This is a genomic window from Bacillus sp. FSL R5-0434 (assembly GCF_038004745.1).
Classification (GTDB): Bacteria; Bacillota; Bacilli; order Bacillales; family Bacillaceae; genus Bacillus; species Bacillus halotolerans.
Map to the genome: position 1 here is coordinate 3,400,507 of NZ_JBBORV010000001.1, position 17,690 is coordinate 3,418,196.

Genomic DNA, 17,690 nt, shown 5'->3' on the forward strand with positions numbered 1-17,690 from the left:
AGCAGTTTTAAAATTATTTATCGTTCAGTGCGGCTACCCCTGGAAGCTCTTTGCCTTCCATGAACTCAAGGGATGCGCCGCCTCCTGTTGAGATGTGGCTCATTTTGTCAGCTAGGCCGAATTTTTCAACCGCTGCTGCAGAGTCTCCTCCGCCGATGACAGAGTATGTATCTTTTGCCTCTGCCAATGCTTCCGCAACCGCTTTTGTTCCTTGAGCGAACAAGTCGATTTCGAATACGCCCATCGGTCCGTTCCACACGACAAGTTTGCTGTTTTTGATTACATCAGCATACGTTTCGCGTGTTTTTGTACCAATGTCAATCGCTTCTAAATCACTAGGGATTTCAGAGATCGGCACAATTTTTACGTTTGCATCGTTAGAGAAATCATCTGCAACGAGTACATCTTCAGGCATGTAGAAGTTAACGCCTTTTTCTTTCGCGCGATCCATAAATGTTTTCGCAAGCTCGATTTTATCTTCTTCAAGCAGAGATTTACCAACCTCATAACCAAGCGCTTTAACGAATGTGTAAGCAAGACCGCCGCCGATGATCAGGTTGTCTACTTTATCAAGAAGACTTTCGATGACGCCGATTTTATCTTTTACTTTCGCTCCGCCGATAATGGCAGTGAACGGACGATCAGGGTTGGAAATTGCTTTTCCGAGTACGTCAAGCTCTTTTTCCATTAAGAAACCTGCAACCGCTGGCAGATGCTCGGCAATTCCAGCTGTAGATGCATGAGCACGGTGGGCAGCACCGAATGCGTCATTCACATATACATCTGCAAGCTCAGCAAATGCTTTTGCAAGCTCAGGATCATTTTTCTCTTCACCAGGATAGAAACGTACGTTTTCCAATACAAGAACGTCTCCGTCCTTCATGTCGGAAATTTGTGATTTTACAGCATCACCGTATGCTTCATCCGCTTTTTTCACTTCTTTGCCAAGCAGTTCGCCGAGGCGTGCAGCAACAGGAGTTAAACGAAGCTCCTCAACGACTTCGCCTTTCGGGCGGCCTAAGTGGCTCGCAAGAAGGACTTTCGCGCCTTGGTCTGCAAGGTGTTTGATTGTCGGAAGTGCAGCACGGATACGTGTATCGTCTGTTACTTCCCCGTCTTTCATTGGAACGTTAAAGTCAACGCGGCAGAATACAACTTTGCCTTTTACGTCGATGTCTTTGAGAGTTTTCTTATTCATGCTTTAGGAGATCCTCCTTCAAAATGGTTTGCATGCAGCACGAAAAACGTGAAACCGTCTGATCAAGCGATTACTCCGCGAGGGCAGATCGCATACTTTTCGGCACAGGGCAGATCGTCTGAAGCCAGGGCAGTGGCCGCAGGCGAAGGCGCCGGAAAGCTGCAAAACGCAGATGCTTCTCTTTCACAGAACGTTTTCTGAAAGCCGGTCTTCATGGAAAAAGGGAAAGGGAGTCCGTCCCCTTCCCTTGTCCGCTTTCATTATAGCGCTTCTATTCAAAAGAACCAAGTCAGGTCCTTTTTTCAGCTATGAATTAAAGACCTTTTTTAGCGATGTAAGCTGCAAGGTCAACAACGCGGTTAGAGTAGCCGCTTTCGTTATCGTACCAAGAGATTACTTTTACCATGCTGCCTTCCATAACCATTGTAGAAAGAGCATCGATTGTAGAAGAATTTTTGTTTCCGTTGTAGTCGCCAGAAACTAATGGCTCTTCGCTGTAGCCAAGGATTCCTTTAAGATCTCCTTCAGCTGCTTCTTTAAGAGCTGCATTTACATCTTCAGCTGTTACTTCTTGGTTCAGTTCAGCAACCAAGTCAACTAAAGAAACGTTTGGAGTTGGAACACGCATTGCTCCGCCGTTCAGTTTGCCTTTTAGTTCAGGAAGAACTAGAGAAACGGCTTTAGCAGCACCAGTTGAAGTTGGGATGATGTTTTCAGCTGCTGCACGCGCACGACGGTAGTCTTTGTGCGGAAGATCAAGAATTTGCTGATCGTTTGTGTAAGAGTGAACTGTTGTCATCATACCGCGTTTGATGCCGAATTTGTCGTTAAGTACTTTTGCAAACGGCGCAAGGCAGTTTGTTGTGCAAGATGCGTTAGAGATAACGTCGTGGTTAGCCGCATCGTATTTATCTTCGTTAACACCCATAACGATTGTGATATCTTCTTCGTTAGCAGGAGCAGAGATGATTACTTTTTTCGCGCCAGCTTCTAAGTGCTTCGCAGCGTCTGCGCGTTTTGTGAAGAAACCAGTAGATTCAACTACGATTTCAACGCCTTGTTTACCCCAGCTAAGTTTAGCAGGATCGCGTTCTGCAGAAACTTCAATTGTTTTACCGTTAACAACAAGGTTGTTACCGTCAACTGAAACCTCAGCGTCTAATTTTCCGTGTACAGAATCATATTGTAAAAGGTGAGCGAGCATGTTAGCATCTGTTAAATCGTTAACCGCTACTACCTCAACTTCAGGATTGTTTAATGCTGCGCGGAATACGTTACGTCCAATACGACCAAAACCGTTAATACCGACTTTTACTGCCATGATTGTTTCCTCCTTTAAATAAGTGAGAGATATTTATATTGAGGGATTATTCATCCCTTAATAACTTCTTTGCGGCTCCTTCGTCAGTGACAAGAACCGTGTTGCGCGGCTTTTTAAAGTAAGCCTCGATCGCCTCGGCTTTTGATGATCCGCCCGCTACCGCTATAATATCGGGAATGGCGTCTATGTCATCCAGCTGCATTCCGACAGAATGCACTTTGTGGACCACTTCGCCGTCCGCGTTAAAATAGTAGCCGAACGCTTCTGTCACCGCGTTGTTATCATCTATTTTCTTTAAGTCTTCTAAAGGTGTGTTTCTCCGCTCAGCCATAGTTTTAGCTTCGCCGATTCCGTGAACCAGCATACTCGCTGATTTAATCGTGTTCAGCACCTCTTTGACAGAAGGTTCTTCAATAATAGATGAATAGGCGCCTTGTGACAGCTGACCCGGAACAAACAAAAGCCGGTAAGTGCCTGAAGCCTTTTCCGCCATATGCGCGCATATGGTGTTCGCCTGGTTTTTTACGTCTTCGCCTAAACCGCCTCTTGCAGGCACAAACAAAAGCTTGCGGTTTTTAGAATCCGGCGTCATCATCTCGGCGACAGCTTCAATTGTCGTACCGCCGGTCACAGCGACGATATTTTTGCCTGAAAATCTTTTTTTCATACATGCGGCAGCCGCTCTTCCCATTTCTTTTTTGACCCATGGGGAGTGGTCGCTGTCTCCGGATACAATAATGACGTCCTTTAGATTTAAACGTTCTTTTAATGTCTTTTCCAAAAGCGTCAAACCTAAAACATCTTTCATCGTATCTTCTAAAACGGAAAGCAGTTCATAACCTTCTTCTGTCAGCGTCATACCATTTGTTTTAATATCGACCAGATTCTGTTCCTTCAAAAACTGAACCTCGCCTCTCAGCACACGCTCGCTGATTCCGAGACTGGCAGACAGGCTTCTGCGGCCGATGGGTTCTGTCAGCCTGATATACTGCAAGATTTCGAACCTCTTTTGCATAACGAGCAGAAGATCAGGCAATAATTTTTTTTGAGCTTGTATTAACTGGTTCATGACTCAAACGTTCCTTCCTTTTTTTGCTGGACATCAAACGTCCCGCTATGACAAAAAACGTCCCATCATAGCCAAAAAAAATTATTTCTGCTTTCTTTAATTATTTTAACAGGGTGGAAATGTTTATTCAACTGTTAAGAGCCAATTCATCGACAATATTCGCGCAGTTTTCATGCAGCTGCGTTTCTTATTCAATATTTTTTCCTTTATATCTCTATCTTATACAGCAGACCGTTAATGGTGCGCACAAAATAAAAGAGCCCTCTCAATCGAAAGGGCTACATATTTTAAAGCGTTTTCATTTTATCCATAGCTTTTCAATCTCTTCGAGCGATTTATTCTTCGTTTCCGGACAGATTGTGACGACAAACAGGAAGCAGAGAATGTTAATGACGGCAAAGATCCAGAACGTGTAGGCCAGTCCGAACGAGCTGATCATCATCGGCACAAACTGCCCGATCGCCCAGTTTGCTCCCCATAAAAAGATGGTGGCGATCCCTGCGGCTCTCGCCCGCAGATGGTTCGGGAAAATTTCAGAAATCATAATCCATGTGATCGGCCCGACCGATACACAGAACGCGGCGACAAACCCTAATATAAAGAAGATCAGCATAAATCCGCTTGTTAACTGAAAATAAAACGAAGTCCCGATTAAGATCATAAAAATAGCCATGAAAGCAGAACCGATGGACATCAGTTTTTTGCGCCCGACTTTATCAATCAATAAAACTGCGATGACGGTAAAAATGACTTCCACGACACCGACAATACAGGTTGTCACAAATCCGGCATTTTGTCCGAATCCCATCATTTTAAAGATTTCCGGTCCGTAGTAGGTGATGGCGTTCATGCCGATCACTTGATTAAAGAGCGCCAGCAGGATTCCAATGATAAGCGCTTTTCTGAGACCTGGTTTGAAGAGCTGTGATAGTGACCCCATTTGTTCTATTTTTAAAGAGTTTTCAATGTTCTTCAATTCTTCTTTTGCGACAGTTTCTCCATTAATGCGTGTCAGAATCGATAACGCTTCTTTTGTTCTGCCTGCTTTCGCCAGCCATCTTGGACTTTCCGGCACGACCAGCAGGACAAGGAAAAAGATAACGGATGGCACCATTCCGTAAGCGAGCATCCATCTCCATCCGGTTTGCACGCCCCATTCATATGTTCCGGAACGCTGGACAGCGAGATTAATAAAGTACGTTGCGGAAATACCTAGTATCGTAAAGAGCTGATATAAGGAAGATAAACTTCCGCGTATGGCGGGCGGCGCCGCTTCCGTAATATAAGTCACGGATAATGACGAACCCATTCCGATCCCTAAACCTCCGATAATCCTCGCGATGATTAAGGTCGACACGTCTTGTGAAACAGCAGAAACAACTGCTGATACCGCAAATAACAGGGCCGCTGTCATTAAGATTTTTCTGCGTCCGAATCTGTCGCTTAAAAACCCGGATACCCCGACTCCCGCAACTCCTCCAATCATAATGCTTGAAATCACCAGCCCCTCCATGAACGGACTCAGGCTGTATAAATCCTTTAGAAAACCAATAGCACCGGAAATAACTGCAGTGTCATAGCCGTACAATAAACCGCCAAGCCCCGCCGCGCATGATATCAAAATCACAAATCCCATTGAATGGCTTCTTGTTACAGGAGCATTTGGTTCTAATTGAGTTGGAGTATTCTTCATTTCTCTGCCCTCCCGAAAGTTGAGTAAAGCGTTTACATTTTCCGTTCCAATTGTACGTACTTATTTAAAAATTTAACGAAAATTATTGTTTATTAGTACGTACAAATATAGAATAATCCCGTTTGCATTTTCTGTCAATGTTTTCTTGTATAGATCACTGTGATATACTGAAATTTGTCCGTATACATTTTGGAGGAATGGATATGTTACCAAAATATGCTCAAGTAAAAGAAGAAATCAGTTCATGGATTAATCAAGGCAAAATTCTGCCCGATCAAAAGATCCCTACCGAAAACGAGTTAATGCAGCAATTTGGCGTCAGTCGGCATACCATTCGTAAAGCCATCGGAGACCTCGTATCACAAGGCCTGCTTTACAGCGTGCAAGGCGGGGGCACCTTTGTCGCTTCACGCTCTGCTAAATCAGCGCTGCATTCCAATAAAACAATCGGCGTTCTGACGACCTACATATCAGACTATATTTTTCCGAGCATCATTAGGGGAATCGAGTCTTATTTAAGCGAGCAGGGATATTCTATGCTTTTGACAAGCACAAACAACAATCCGGACAATGAACGCAGAGGTTTAGAAAACCTGCTGTCACAGCATATTGACGGATTGATTGTAGAACCGACAAAAAGCGCTCTGCAAACGCCGAATATTGGCTACTATCTCAATTTAGAAAAAAACGGCATTCCTTTTGCGATGATTAATGCGTCATACGCCGAGCTTGCCGCACCGAGTTTTACTCTGGATGATGTGAAAGGCGGCATGATGGCGGCCGAGCACCTGCTCTCTCTCGGCCATACGCACATGATGGGTATTTTTAAAGCTGATGACACGCAGGGTGTCAAACGGATGAACGGATTTATACAGTCGCATCGCGAGCGTGAGTTATTTCCTTCTCCGGATATGATTGTGACGTTTACGACGGAAGAAAAGGAATCAAAGCTGCTGGAGAAAGTAAAAGAGACACTGGAGAAAAACAGCAAAAACATGCCGACTGCTATTCTTTGCTATAATGATGAAATTGCACTGAAGGTTATTGATATGCTTCGGGAGATGGATATCAAGGTGCCTGAGGATATGTCCATCGTTGGGTATGATGATTCCCATTTCGCGCAAATCTCTGAGGTGAAATTAACCTCTGTGAAGCACCCGAAGTCTGTGCTGGGAAAAGCGGCTGCAAAATATGTTATTGACTGTTTAGAGCATAAAAAGCCTAAGCAGGAAGATGTCATTTTTGAGCCTGAGCTGATCATCCGCCAGTCCGCAAGAAAGCTGAATGAATAAAAAAGCAATGTATGGGTTTCCCCTTTACATTGCTTTTTTATGGCCTTTATCTGTTTTTCCAAATGTCAGCCACGATTTCAAATGAACGCATTCTGTCAGCGTGATCAAAGGTTTCTGAGTTGACCATAATTTCATCGGCCTGAGTTGTTTTGACAAAGTCTTCAAGCTTTTCCTTCACTTCTTCAGGACCGCCGACGATGGTTGAACTGAGCTGTTGATGAACCATTGCTTTTTCATTTGGGCTCCAGATTTGATCCATGTCTTCTACTGGCGGCTTCAGCTGGTTCGGCGTGCCGCGGACAAGATCAAGGAATCGCTGGTAATGCGATGTAGCCAGATGCTGTGCTTTCTCGTTTGTATCTGCGGCGATAATCGTTACGCCGACCATCGCATACGGTTCGTTGAGCACTTCTGACGGCGTAAAGGAATTGCGGTACAGCTCCAACGCGGGAACCGTATTCGCCGGTGAGAAATGAGCAGCGAATGCAAACGGAAGGCCCAGCTCACCTGCAAGACGGGCACTAAAATCGCTTGAGCCCAGCAGCCAAATCGGCACATCTATGCCCTCTCCCGGAATGGCGCGGACTTGATTGCGCACATTTCCTGACGGTTTAAAGTAATTGCGCAGTTCCTCTAATTGTTCTGGGAAATCTTCACCGCTGCTGATGTTTCTGCGGAGCGCCCTTGCAGTCAATTGGTCTGTTCCCGGTGCACGTCCGAGCCCCAGATCAATCCGTCCGGGATACAGTGTTTCCAGTGTGCCGAATTGTTCAGCGATTACAAGTGAAGAGTGGTTCGGAAGCATAATACCGCCGGAACCGACGCGGATTTTCTTTGTACCGCCGGCAATATGGCCAATCAGAACCGATGTGGCAGAGCTTGCGACACCTTCGATATTATGATGCTCAGCGAGCCAGTAGCGATGATAGCCCCATTCCTCAGCACGGCGCGCCAAGTCCATGCTGTTTCGGAATGACTCTGCTATCGTTCCTCCTTGAACAACAGGAGATAAATTCAAGACAGAAAGCAAGGTATCTTTGCGTTGGTTGTTAGACATATTGTTCTCCTTTGCAGTTGTGATATAAGTAAACAGCCTCATGCTGTTATGTCTTTATCGAAAGGACTTCTATCACACCATAACACAACTGCGTTTAGGATTAAAAGAATTTGATTCGATGAGATTCGAACAATAAAAATTACGTTTCTTCATTTTGATTTTTACGCAAACAGTTCCTGTGCCATCTCAATGAAAAGCTTAGCCGCCAAAGAAGCCTCATGTAATGAAGGAACGGCAAGCTGCACATCCCGATACACCTGCGGATCGAGATCCCGCGTCACCACATGCTCCGGCAGCGGCATGCCCGACATGGACATTTCTGATAAAATCGCCAGCCCCAAGCCTTCTCTGATCATATTGATCGAGGTGTTCATGTTATAGACTGTAAAAGCGGCGTTCAGCGTAGCGCCCGCCTGCCTGAACATATCGCGAAAAGGTGATTCATAGCCGCCGTCACAGACGATTATCGGTTCATGATCGAGATCTTTCAGCGTAATGGCTGAACGGCTGCAAAGCGGATGATCATCTCTGAGCACGACGGCCATTTTATCTTTTTTCAGATGAATGTACTCCATCTCCTCTGTTGGATACAGAAGAATGCCGACATCTATCATCCGCGTGTGAAGCCACTCCTTAACTTCATTTACGGTTCCCTCATGCAGTACGAGCTCCAGTTTCGGATATTTTTGTTTAAACTCACTGATCAGCTTCGGCATAAAATAAGCCGAGGCAGTTGAGAATGTGCCAATATGGATCGTTCCCAATTCGAAGCCTTTTTCCGCGGCCGCGACTTGTTCAACTTTTTCAACACCTTTTAAAACTTCCCTGATGTGGACTAAAACCTTTTTTCCTGTCTCGGTCAGCATCAGGCCATTGCGGCGGTCACGGATGATCAGCTTCACATCAAGCTCTGCTTCAATGGCAGAAATCGCATGGCTGACAGCCGGCTGCGTCATGTTCAGCGCCTGCCCCGCTTTTGTAAAACTTCCCGTTTCAGCTATTTTTACGAAAACCCTTAATTGTGTAATGGTCATAACAATTTACTTATGCTCCTTATAAAAAAGATTCATTTTATTTATCTTATATTCTACCGTATCATATGATGGAAAAGTTCTACAAGGAGTGATCAAAAAGTGAACCAGCTCTCAAAAACGCGGACAGCGCTCCTGCTCGCCTTTCTCGTCATCATGTGGGGCGTCAATTGGCCGCTGTCGAAAGCAGCGCTCGCCTATTCGCCGCCATTGTTGTTCGCGGGCATCCGGACGCTGATCGGCGGACTTTTATTAGTCATTGTCGCACTGCCGCGCATTCATAAATTGCGCTTAAAAGAAACATGGCCGATTTATCTTGTTTCTGCGATTTTAAATATTACATTATTCTATGGTCTGCAAACGATCGGGCTGAATTATCTTCCAGCAGGCTTGTTTTCCGCTATCGTCTTCTTTCAGCCGGTGCTGATGGGTGTGTTTTCTTGGCTGTGGCTTGGCGAATCGATGTTTGCGATGAAAGTGATCGGGCTGATCCTCGGTTTTGCGGGTGTAGCGGTCATTAGTGCCGCGGGCTTTGGCGGGCATATTTCTGTCATTGGGGTTCTGCTCGCTCTCGGTTCCGCAATCAGCTGGGCGTTCGGGACGGTATATATGAAAAAAACAGGGAGCCGCGTCGATTCCATTTGGATGGTCGCCTTGCAGCTGACGATCGGAAGCGTGTTTCTGTTGATATCCGGCTTTGGGACAGAAAGCTTTTCCGCGATCCAATGGACAGCTCCTTTTATCACGAGCCTGCTGTTCATCTCTGTATTCGTCATCGCGCTCGGCTGGCTTGTCTTTTTTACCCTTGTCGGTTCAGGAGAAGCAAGCAAGGTCGCATCATATACTTTTTTGATCCCGCTCATATCAATCGTGGCCAGCTCCATTTTCCTGCATGAACCGCTCACCTTAAGCCTCTTGGCGGGTCTGCTGCTGATTGTCACGAGCATCTGCCTCGTGAATTCGAAATCCAAAGCACAGAAAACCGCGTCGATTGGTGTAAAGGAGAAGGCCGCACAATAAAAAAAACCCTCTTGCCGGATGTGGCAAGAGGGTTTTTCTTATTTACTGATACTTGCGTCCTTTGACCAAATATGCAACTGTAATCAAAAGGTAGATCGCCGCAGTGATGAGCGTAATGACAATTGACGTTGTCATGATGACCCCGATCAGAATGGCGAGTAATGCCAGAACCGCAAACCATGTCGTGTACGGGAACCATTTGACATAATAAGCAGGTGTTTCAGTTTGCTCTTTTCTCGATTTCAAATGGGCGAATCCGATGATCAGCCAAATGAATAAAACGGTATATCCCAATGAACCCATTAAGTAATTAAACGTTTGGCTTCCTGCGAACAGAGAAATCAATACGCCAATATATAGAGAAGAAGTGCACATCAGAATCGCAAACATCGGGACGTTTTTCGATGAAAGCTTAGAAAAGATCCGCGGCAGTCTTCCGTCAGTTGCCTGTGTATACAAAATGCGGGACGATCCGTATAAACCTGAATTCATAGAGGAAATGATGGCAAGCAGGATGACTGCATTCATGATATGGTCCGCCCCCGGAATGCCTACCATTTTAAAGACCATCACAAAAGGACTTTCAGGAACTGAATTCACTTGATTCCACGGGATCAGACTGACAATGATGAAAAACGGAAGCAGGTAGAATGCGACAATCCGTGTTAATGTGCTGCGGACTGCTTTCGGGACAACCTGTTCCGGATTTTTTGTCTCAGCCAGCGTCACACCGATAATTTCTGTACCGCCATAGGAATAGATGACGACAAGCATGGCTGTGATCAGCCCGGTGCCTCCGTGCGGGAAAAATCCGCCGTGCTCTGTCAGATTCGAAAACCCGGCAGCTGTATGATCACCGAATGATACAAATAAGAGCAGCAATCCTAATAAAATAAAGATAACAATAACGGTAATCTTGATCATAGCCAGCCAATACTCAGTTTCGGCAAAGATTTTTACAGAAAGCAAGTTCACAATCGTAACAACAAGAGAAATTGCTAATGCCAGCACCCAGATCGGGCAGCCCGGCAGCCAATATTGAATAAAGATCGCAGCTACAACAGCCTCAGCCGCAATGTTAAGCACCCACATTTTCCAGTAGATCCAGTCCAAGAAATATGCAGCGTAATTTCCTAACACCTGCTGCACAAGATCACGGAAGGTTCTCGCGTTTCGGTTGCGCACAGCCATTTCTGCGAGCCCCTGCATTATAAACAGCAAAATAATGCCGCCGAGCAGGTATGCGATAATGACCGATGGCCCTGCCACATCGATTGCCGAACTGCTTCCTTTAAATAAACCTGCTCCGATTGCACCGCCCAGCGCCATCATCATAATATGGCGGGACGTCATCGTGCGTTTTAACGTCTGATTGTCCTTTTTCATCCTCTTATTCCTCTCCTTCTCGTCTTCAAAAACAAAAAAAGCCCGCCGTCTCTTATCTATACGAATAGATAAAGAGACGACGAGCCTTCGGCTGACCGCGGTACCACTCTTGTTGATCCTTCCTAGAAGAATCCAGCTTTTTGACCCTGTAACGAAGGTTAGCCGTTAAAACATGGGGAATATTCAATCTATTCCGTTTCGTCCTACCACTCCCGGGCGAGTTCAAAGAAGAATCAGGCTGCGTCGCACCATCCCGCAGCTCTCTGTTCTGATACCTTTCTTTTACTGCTCCCAATCTATGTGTTTTAGTTTTCTGAAAAACTTAAATTTTATGATCTGAATATATTAACATAATATACGTGCTTCTCTTTTCTCTGTCAATAACTTGCGAGAAAAAAGAAATTGTTATTTTGTCCCTTTCTGAATGGCCTTCCAGAAGGATTCCGATTCGTGTCCTAAAGCATAGACAGAGACACCGGCTATTTTATATTGTTTCGCCAGACGGCTTTTTGTTTCGATTGTTTTTTCATTTTCATACCAAACGACATGTTTATGTTTCTTTTTGTCAGTGTAAGAAAACGTCATAGAACCTGTTTTTTTATTGAATGCCGGCTTTGCTTTCTGCTTCTTAATGAGGGACTTGATGTCATTCCATTCCTTCGCTGAGCTGCTGCTTCCGTCTTTCAGATCCCAATCATAGCCGTACGCAGGGACCCCCATGATCACTTTGTTTGCTTTTATTTTTTTGACAGAAAACTGCAGCGAGCGCTTGATCCAGCTTGTGCTTGCCACTGAGCCCGGTTCGCCCCAAATGCCGTGTTCGTCGTAAGTCATGACTTGCACATAGTCGGCATATTTCCCGATTTTCGCATAATCATACGGCCAGCTCCAGTCATCGTTTTTATTATCGGCGCTTTTGGCCGGAACGGAAACCATTGTTTTGATATGTTTCTTTTTCAAAGCTTGTGAGACATATTGAATGAAGCTTGAGTATGCAGAACGGTCTTTCGGATTAACTGCCTCAAAGTCAATATTGACTCCGTAATAGTGGTGCTTTTTTGCCAAAGAAATGAGCTGGTCTGTGAATCGTTTTCTCGCTGTTTTGTCAGTCATGACCCGATTCGCTAAGTTTCCGTCAAAATCATAAATAGCGTCATTATAATTGGAAATGACGGCCCACGTTTTGATTTTATTTTTTTTCGCGTATGTAAGCTGCTTGCTCGGGACATCGCCAATCACACGTCCGTTTTTATCAAACGCAAACGTATCAGTGGCAATGGAGCTGATATATTTATGGTATTTCGTAAGAGAATTGTATGATGCCGTATTCCCAGTTGTATAGCCTAATGTCATACCGGCCGCCTTTGCTTCTGTTTTTGTATACATAAACAGAACGATCGCAATCGCTAGTGAAACAGCTATGATCAGCCACTTTTTCATTTCGTTCCCTCCTTTTTGACGTCATATTCTTCTCATCGGCCAAATTTTTGGAAAATGAAGTTTTTTCAAGCAGAAAGCCCGGCATAAGTTGCCGGGCTTTTTTAGATCAGCGGTCAGATACGAGAATATAAGCCGCTTTAACCGGACCGTGAACACCGACCACCAAATCCATTTCGATGTCGGCGGAGTTGCTCGGTCCTGTAATGTAGTTAATGCATGAGGGAACCGTGATACCGTCAGCGATATTTTGCCGGATGATATCACTGGCTTGTGTCATTCTCGGCACTATGCTTGATTTCGGCACAATGGCAATATAGGTTGTCGGCAGAAGACTGACAGAGCGGCCGATTTCTTTTGAAGAATAAAGGACAACCGTACCCGACTCGGCCAGTGTGATTTCACTGAATGTAATCCCCACATTCGCTTGCTCCGCTTTTTTGATATTTTCTTCACCTTGGTCAGCATCCCATTCCCAGACTTGCGTTCCTTCACCAGGCCAGTCTTTGGTGAGCAGGCTATTTAAACCGTAAGCCTCAAACCGGGGGTCCTTCGGAATGATGACAGGCCCTCCGGAAAACCGGCTGACTTGTTCGCGCAAGGCATCGTACAAACCGATTGAATCCGTCTCAATCAGCTCAGTATGGATTTTGACACAATGGTTTTTGAGCACCGTGACTAAGTCATCGGCCGAATACCCTTCAAATGTTTTATATTGCGGCTGATGCGCCCACTCAGGGACGGCCACGCCACCCGTTCTTCTGTCTCGGCCAAGGCGTGACGCGATCCGGTTTAAAAAGCTCTCTTGATTCTGAATGGTTCCCTTCGTCATCACTGCTCCTCCTTCGTGCGTTCACTTGTTTCTCTGTCTGTAAACCAGTCTCTGAATCTTGATTTATGCGGTGCCGGGAAGTCGCGGATTTGCGTCCAGCCTTTTAGCGGGCCGGGCCCTTTCGAAATTTTGTCATCCTCTGTAAAAGGCGTCATGGCGGCCGGCGCCCATTTTGAGCCCATTTTATAAAGCGACAAAGAGGAAGACCCAAGACCGAATGCTTTCATCGCAAGCTTTTCACTGATCGGCGCTCTGCCTTCTTTTTCGACGATGTTCTGACGATGCTTGAGAAGCAGCTCATGAAGCGGGATTTTGACCGGGCAGGCTTCTGAACAAGCCGCGCACAGTGTAGACGCGTACGGCAGCTCCTTATAATCGTCATAACCGCCGAGCAGCGGCGATAAAACGGCCCCGATCGGCCCCGAATAGATCGAGCCGTATGAGTGTCCGCCGACATGGCGGTACACAGGGCAGACATTGATACAGGCAGCACAGCGGATACATTGCAGCACAGACTGAAATTCGGTGCCGAGAATGTTGGACCGGCCATTGTCAACAATGACAAGATGGAATTCCTCCGGGCCGTCGATTTCGTCTTCCAGTTTGGGGCCGGTTAAGGCCGTGATATAACTCGTCAGCCGCTGTCCGACAGCACTTCTTGTCAGCATGCCGACAAGCACTTCAAATTCGGAAAATGACGGGACAATGCGCTCCATTCCCATGACAGTGATTTGTGTTTTCGGCAATGTCGTGACAAGCCGCCCGTTTCCTTCATTGGTTACAAGGCTGACTGAACCCGTGTCGGCAATGGCAAAGTTGCAGCCGGTAATGCCGATATCGGCTTCCAGGAATTTTTTCCGGAGGATGCCGCGCGCATGCATAACGAGCTCTTCCGGTTTTTCTGTGTGTTTATAGTCCAGTCTTTCTTTAAACACATCGCGAATCTGCTCTTTATTTTTATGAAGAGCCGGTGCCACAATATGTGACGGCGGGTCGTGATCATCAATCTGCAAAATATATTCGCCGAGGTCAGTTTCGACGACTTCGCAGCCTTCCTTCTCCAGCACTTCATTCAGATTGATTTCTTCTGTCACCATAGATTTAGACTTTACGATTTTTTTGCCGTTTTTCTTTTGAATCACGCTGCGGATATAAGAGGATGCTTCTTCAGCTGTCTCAGCAAAATAAACGTGTCCTCCTCTGCTTGATACATTGGATGCAAGCTGCTCCAAATAAAAATCAAGATTTTCAAGGACATGCTGTCTGATCTCCTCAGATAACGAACGCCATTCTTCCCAGTTTCCCAGCTCTTCGGCTGCTTCCAGCCGTCTCGTCCGCAGACGCTCCTGCGCACCCGAAACAGCGCCTCTCATAAATTCATTATCGATCCCCTGTGATACCCGCTTTTTAAAAGCGTCAGTACCGATTTTCATCGCCATGATCCTTTTCCCCCTCTGTATCCAGTGTTATCTGCTGTTGAGCACTTCGGCGATGTGCATCACTTTGACATTCTTGTCTTTTCGGCCGAGCCGTCCCCCGATATTCATCAAACAGCCGCAGTCAGCGCCGATGAGCACCTCTGCTCCCGTTTCCTCCACACATGCGACTTTCTCATCAACCATCTGCTCAGAAATCTGCGCCATTTTAACAGAGAACGTTCCTCCGAATCCGCAGCAGTTGTGTTTCCCCGGAAGTGACGTGAATTCAAGCCCCTTCACATGGCTCAGCAGTTTCATCGGCTCCTCAGATACGCCAAGCAGCCTCGTCATATGGCATGACGTATGTAAGGTCGCTTTTTTATGAAGGGTCGCGCCGACATCCTCTACCCCAAGAACGTTGACGATAAAATCTGTTAATTCATACGTTTTATCCGCCAGCTTCTGCGCTTTATCCGCCCATTTCGGATCATCTTTAAACAGGTGCGGATACTCCCTGAACATTGTGGTGCAGGAACCGGATGGACTGACGACATAATCTGACTCCTGAAACGTTTCAATCATTCGTTTCATTGCTTTTTTGGCGTCATTGACGTAACCGCTGTTGTAAGCCGGCTGCCCGCAGCAGATCTGCCCCTCCGGAAAATCAACCTCACATCCGAGCCGCTCAAGCAGCTCTACCGTTGCTTTTCCTACGTTTGTTTGAAACATATCAACAAGACAAGTGACAAAAAGTGAGACTTTCATGATGAACCCCTCTCTCATCCCCAATATATGATCTGGTCATCTGATGACCTGAAGTTAAAGCTTTTACCAATATCGTACACTATTTGGACACAAAATTGAAAGCATTTTCTAATGATTTCAGCAATAAAAAAACGCCTGTACATAGGACAGAGCGTTCAAAAGGGCTGATATTGCTTTTTAATGTTCCTGCGTATTTCTTATATGTTTTCACAAAGAGATAAAGGAACGAAAGAGCACTGAGAAGGACGATCCAACCCGCGCCTCCTCTCATTAGCGCAAAAGGGTTTCAAACAAAAAAGCACCGATGAACGCTGAACCTGACATATCCCATAACCCTGGTGTATAGTACCAGCTTTGCGGACGGACAAATAGATAACCGAAAATAACCATGTAAATAAAAAGGAACCTGGTTATGTATGATTAACCAGGTTCCTCATTAAATCCATCCTTTCTCCTCAGCAATACTAGCCGCTTCTGTCCGATTTTTCGCATTCAGTTTTTGGATGATTTCTGAAATATAGTTTCGGACTGTGCCTTGAGATAAATAGAGTTCAAGTGTGATGTCTTTTGTTGTCTTGCCTAAAGCAGCCAGCCGCAGTATTTCTTGTTCTCTTACAGTCAGCGGATTTTCATCACGAATCATGTTGAAGGTTAATTCCGGGCTGAACATCCGTTTTCCCTTTACACACTTTCGTATGGCATCTGCCAGATCGTCAATTTCCCCATCCTTCAAAAGATATCCGTGTACGCCGGCTTTGACGGCGCGTTCAAAATATCCTGGGCGGGCAAAGGTTGTCAGAATAATGACCTTGCTTTTACAGCCTTTTTTCATTAGCTCCTCTGCAACCTCCAGCCCGCTGTGAACCGGCATTTCAATGTCCATGATGCAGACATCCGGCTCCAGCCTGAGAATGGCTTTCAGCGCCTCTTCTCCATTTAACGCTTGTCCGATGACCTTCATATCCTCTTCCAGGTCAAGCAAGGATCCCAGAGCGCCTAAAAGCATTCGCTGATCCTCAGCAATAAACAGACGAATCATCTATTTCGTCCTCCTATCATTCTGCTTTTCTAATGAGCGGAATCGTCAGTGTCAACACCGTTCCGTTATGGTCTGAAAGAGTCATCTCTCCGTCAATAAACATCAGCCGCTCTTCCATTCCCCGCAATCCATTCCCAAACATCTTCTCCTTCACCGCTCCTGTTCCGTCATCCCTTATGAGAACGGTCATTTTGTCGGCATATTGAGAAATGGTGACTGCACAATGGGTCGCTTTGCTGTGCTTGATGATATTTGTCACTGCCTCCCGCATACACATACTGACAATATTTTGAGTGACGGGAGATATGTCTGTAAAATCTTCGGCCCCTTCGTATTGAAAGGTAATATTACCCGCTCTTAAAATGTGCCGAATGTTGGCTAGCTCCTCCGTCATGGTGACCGTTCTCATATCCGCTACAAGCTCACGAACTTGTTTGAGTGCCGCACGCGAGCTTGTTTCCATTTCTTTCGCTTCAAGCTTGGTCCGTTCTGCATCGGCTGCCGCCAGCCGCTGAATCAGCTGGCTTTTTAACGTGAGGAGCGAGAGGGTATGGCCGAGTGTATCATGAAGATCGCGGGCTATCCGAACACGTTCCTCCCTTTTGGTGAGTTCCTTTATATGTTCGTTGGCTTGGTCAAGCTTTTTTTCAAGCTCTATTCTTCGAAACATGGAACGAATTCCGAAGGGAGAAATCAGCATAATGACCAGAAACGGAAGAACAGAAAACAGCTCCCTGATCGAAGCAGAATCCGCCAGAAAATGATACAGGCAAGGAAATATCAGCATGAAGACAAGCCCAAAGAAAGCACGGTTGAACTTCGTTTTCTCACGGTAATAGCCCACAAAGTTTGCCGGGAAAAAGCCTAAATAAATATAGCTGATATGATAAAACAAACTATAAATAAAAATAATGGCCATTTGCGCGCATAACCAATACGTAAATGAAGGTCTGTCCGCACTGACGAACAATTGACGATATGTCACAACAAATAGGAGCAGCATGCCATATCCCAGCACTTGTTTGCTGCCTGATTCTCTCAATAAAGAAAGAAACGGCATAATGGTATACACCAAAAAGATATAAGGGAAAAAACCGAAATGCTTTGGAAATATGGAATTTATGAGTTTCAT

General features: G+C 45.7%; 16 protein-coding genes and 1 other annotated feature. Of the genes, 3 read left to right on the forward strand and 13 right to left on the reverse strand.

Annotation, left to right across the window (positions count from 1 at the left end):
* Positions 1–13 precede the first annotated feature (13 nt).
* Complete coding sequence (locus tag NYE43_RS17790) at positions 14–1,198, reverse strand: phosphoglycerate kinase (RefSeq protein ID WP_095712992.1); 1,185 nt, start codon at positions 1,196–1,198, stop codon at positions 14–16.
* A 48-nt stretch (positions 1,199–1,246) separates the two neighbouring features.
* Between NYE43_RS17790 and NYE43_RS17795 the strand changes: the two genes are divergently transcribed.
* Positions 1,247–1,399: a hypothetical protein gene (locus tag NYE43_RS17795; protein ID WP_024122894.1), complete on the forward strand. Its 153-nt coding sequence runs from the start codon at positions 1,247–1,249 to the stop codon at positions 1,397–1,399.
* 112 nt (positions 1,400–1,511) lie between these two features.
* On the opposite strand, the gene gap is transcribed toward NYE43_RS17795, so the two are convergent.
* The 3 genes from gap to araE form a co-directional block, all read right to left on the reverse strand.
* Positions 1,512–2,519, reverse strand: a complete 1,008-nt coding sequence (gene gap / locus NYE43_RS17800) for a type I glyceraldehyde-3-phosphate dehydrogenase (RefSeq protein WP_010331916.1) — start codon at positions 2,517–2,519, stop codon at positions 1,512–1,514.
* A gap of 46 nt (positions 2,520–2,565) precedes the next feature.
* Complete coding sequence (gene cggR, locus NYE43_RS17805; RefSeq protein ID WP_024122895.1) at positions 2,566–3,588, reverse strand: gapA transcriptional regulator CggR; 1,023 nt, start codon at positions 3,586–3,588, stop codon at positions 2,566–2,568.
* 298 nt (positions 3,589–3,886) lie between these two features.
* Positions 3,887–5,281 carry an arabinose-proton symporter AraE gene (araE, locus tag NYE43_RS17810; protein WP_024122896.1) on the reverse strand — a complete coding sequence of 465 codons (1,395 nt, stop codon included), beginning with the start codon at positions 5,279–5,281 and terminating at the stop codon, positions 3,887–3,889.
* A gap of 203 nt (positions 5,282–5,484) precedes the next feature.
* Between araE and araR the strand changes: the two genes are divergently transcribed.
* Positions 5,485–6,573: an arabinose utilization transcriptional regulator AraR gene (gene araR / locus NYE43_RS17815; protein WP_024122897.1), complete on the forward strand. Its 1,089-nt coding sequence runs from the start codon at positions 5,485–5,487 to the stop codon at positions 6,571–6,573.
* 46 nt (positions 6,574–6,619) lie between these two features.
* Here araR and NYE43_RS17820 read toward each other — a convergent pair whose 3' ends face one another.
* Complete coding sequence (locus NYE43_RS17820) at positions 6,620–7,630, reverse strand: LLM class flavin-dependent oxidoreductase (protein ID WP_024122898.1); 1,011 nt, start codon at positions 7,628–7,630, stop codon at positions 6,620–6,622.
* Between the two features lie 161 nt (positions 7,631–7,791).
* Positions 7,792–8,664 (reverse strand): LysR family transcriptional regulator, encoded by an 873-nt coding sequence (locus NYE43_RS17825; protein WP_024122899.1) that lies wholly within the window; start codon positions 8,662–8,664, stop codon positions 7,792–7,794.
* A 99-nt stretch (positions 8,665–8,763) separates the two neighbouring features.
* Between NYE43_RS17825 and NYE43_RS17830 the strand changes: the two genes are divergently transcribed.
* Complete coding sequence (locus NYE43_RS17830) at positions 8,764–9,681, forward strand: DMT family transporter (RefSeq protein WP_024122900.1); 918 nt, start codon at positions 8,764–8,766, stop codon at positions 9,679–9,681.
* A gap of 42 nt (positions 9,682–9,723) precedes the next feature.
* Here the strand turns inward: NYE43_RS17830 and NYE43_RS17835 are convergent, their stop codons facing one another.
* The 7 genes from NYE43_RS17835 to NYE43_RS17865 all read right to left on the reverse strand — a co-directional run bounded on the left by NYE43_RS17835 (position 9,724) and on the right by NYE43_RS17865 (position 17,690).
* A complete protein-coding gene (locus NYE43_RS17835) occupies positions 9,724–11,067 on the reverse strand; it encodes an amino acid permease (RefSeq protein WP_024122901.1) in 1,344 nt (447 codons plus the stop codon).
* Positions 11,068–11,136: 69 nt separating this feature from the next.
* Positions 11,137–11,375, reverse strand: a binding site (T-box leader).
* Between the two features lie 97 nt (positions 11,376–11,472).
* Entirely contained in the window at positions 11,473–12,507 is a 1,035-nt protein-coding gene (locus NYE43_RS17840; protein ID WP_341062266.1) for a glycosyl hydrolase family 18 protein, read from the reverse strand.
* Positions 12,508–12,613: 106 nt separating this feature from the next.
* Positions 12,614–13,336, reverse strand: a complete 723-nt coding sequence (lutC, locus tag NYE43_RS17845; protein ID WP_024122903.1) for a lactate utilization protein LutC — start codon at positions 13,334–13,336, stop codon at positions 12,614–12,616.
* A complete protein-coding gene (gene lutB, locus NYE43_RS17850; protein ID WP_024122904.1) occupies positions 13,336–14,775 on the reverse strand; it encodes a lactate utilization iron-sulfur protein LutB in 1,440 nt (479 codons plus the stop codon). Before lutB ends, lutC begins: the two co-directional genes overlap by 1 nt.
* A 27-nt stretch (positions 14,776–14,802) precedes the next feature.
* Positions 14,803–15,519: a lactate utilization iron-sulfur protein LutA gene (gene lutA, locus NYE43_RS17855; RefSeq protein WP_024122905.1), complete on the reverse strand. Its 717-nt coding sequence runs from the start codon at positions 15,517–15,519 to the stop codon at positions 14,803–14,805.
* 436 nt (positions 15,520–15,955) lie between these two features.
* Complete coding sequence (gene yvfU / locus NYE43_RS17860; RefSeq protein WP_024122907.1) at positions 15,956–16,558, reverse strand: two-component system response regulator YvfU; 603 nt, start codon at positions 16,556–16,558, stop codon at positions 15,956–15,958.
* A 16-nt stretch (positions 16,559–16,574) separates the two neighbouring features.
* Positions 16,575–17,690: a sensor histidine kinase gene (locus NYE43_RS17865; RefSeq protein WP_198098032.1), complete on the reverse strand. Its 1,116-nt coding sequence runs from the start codon at positions 17,688–17,690 to the stop codon at positions 16,575–16,577.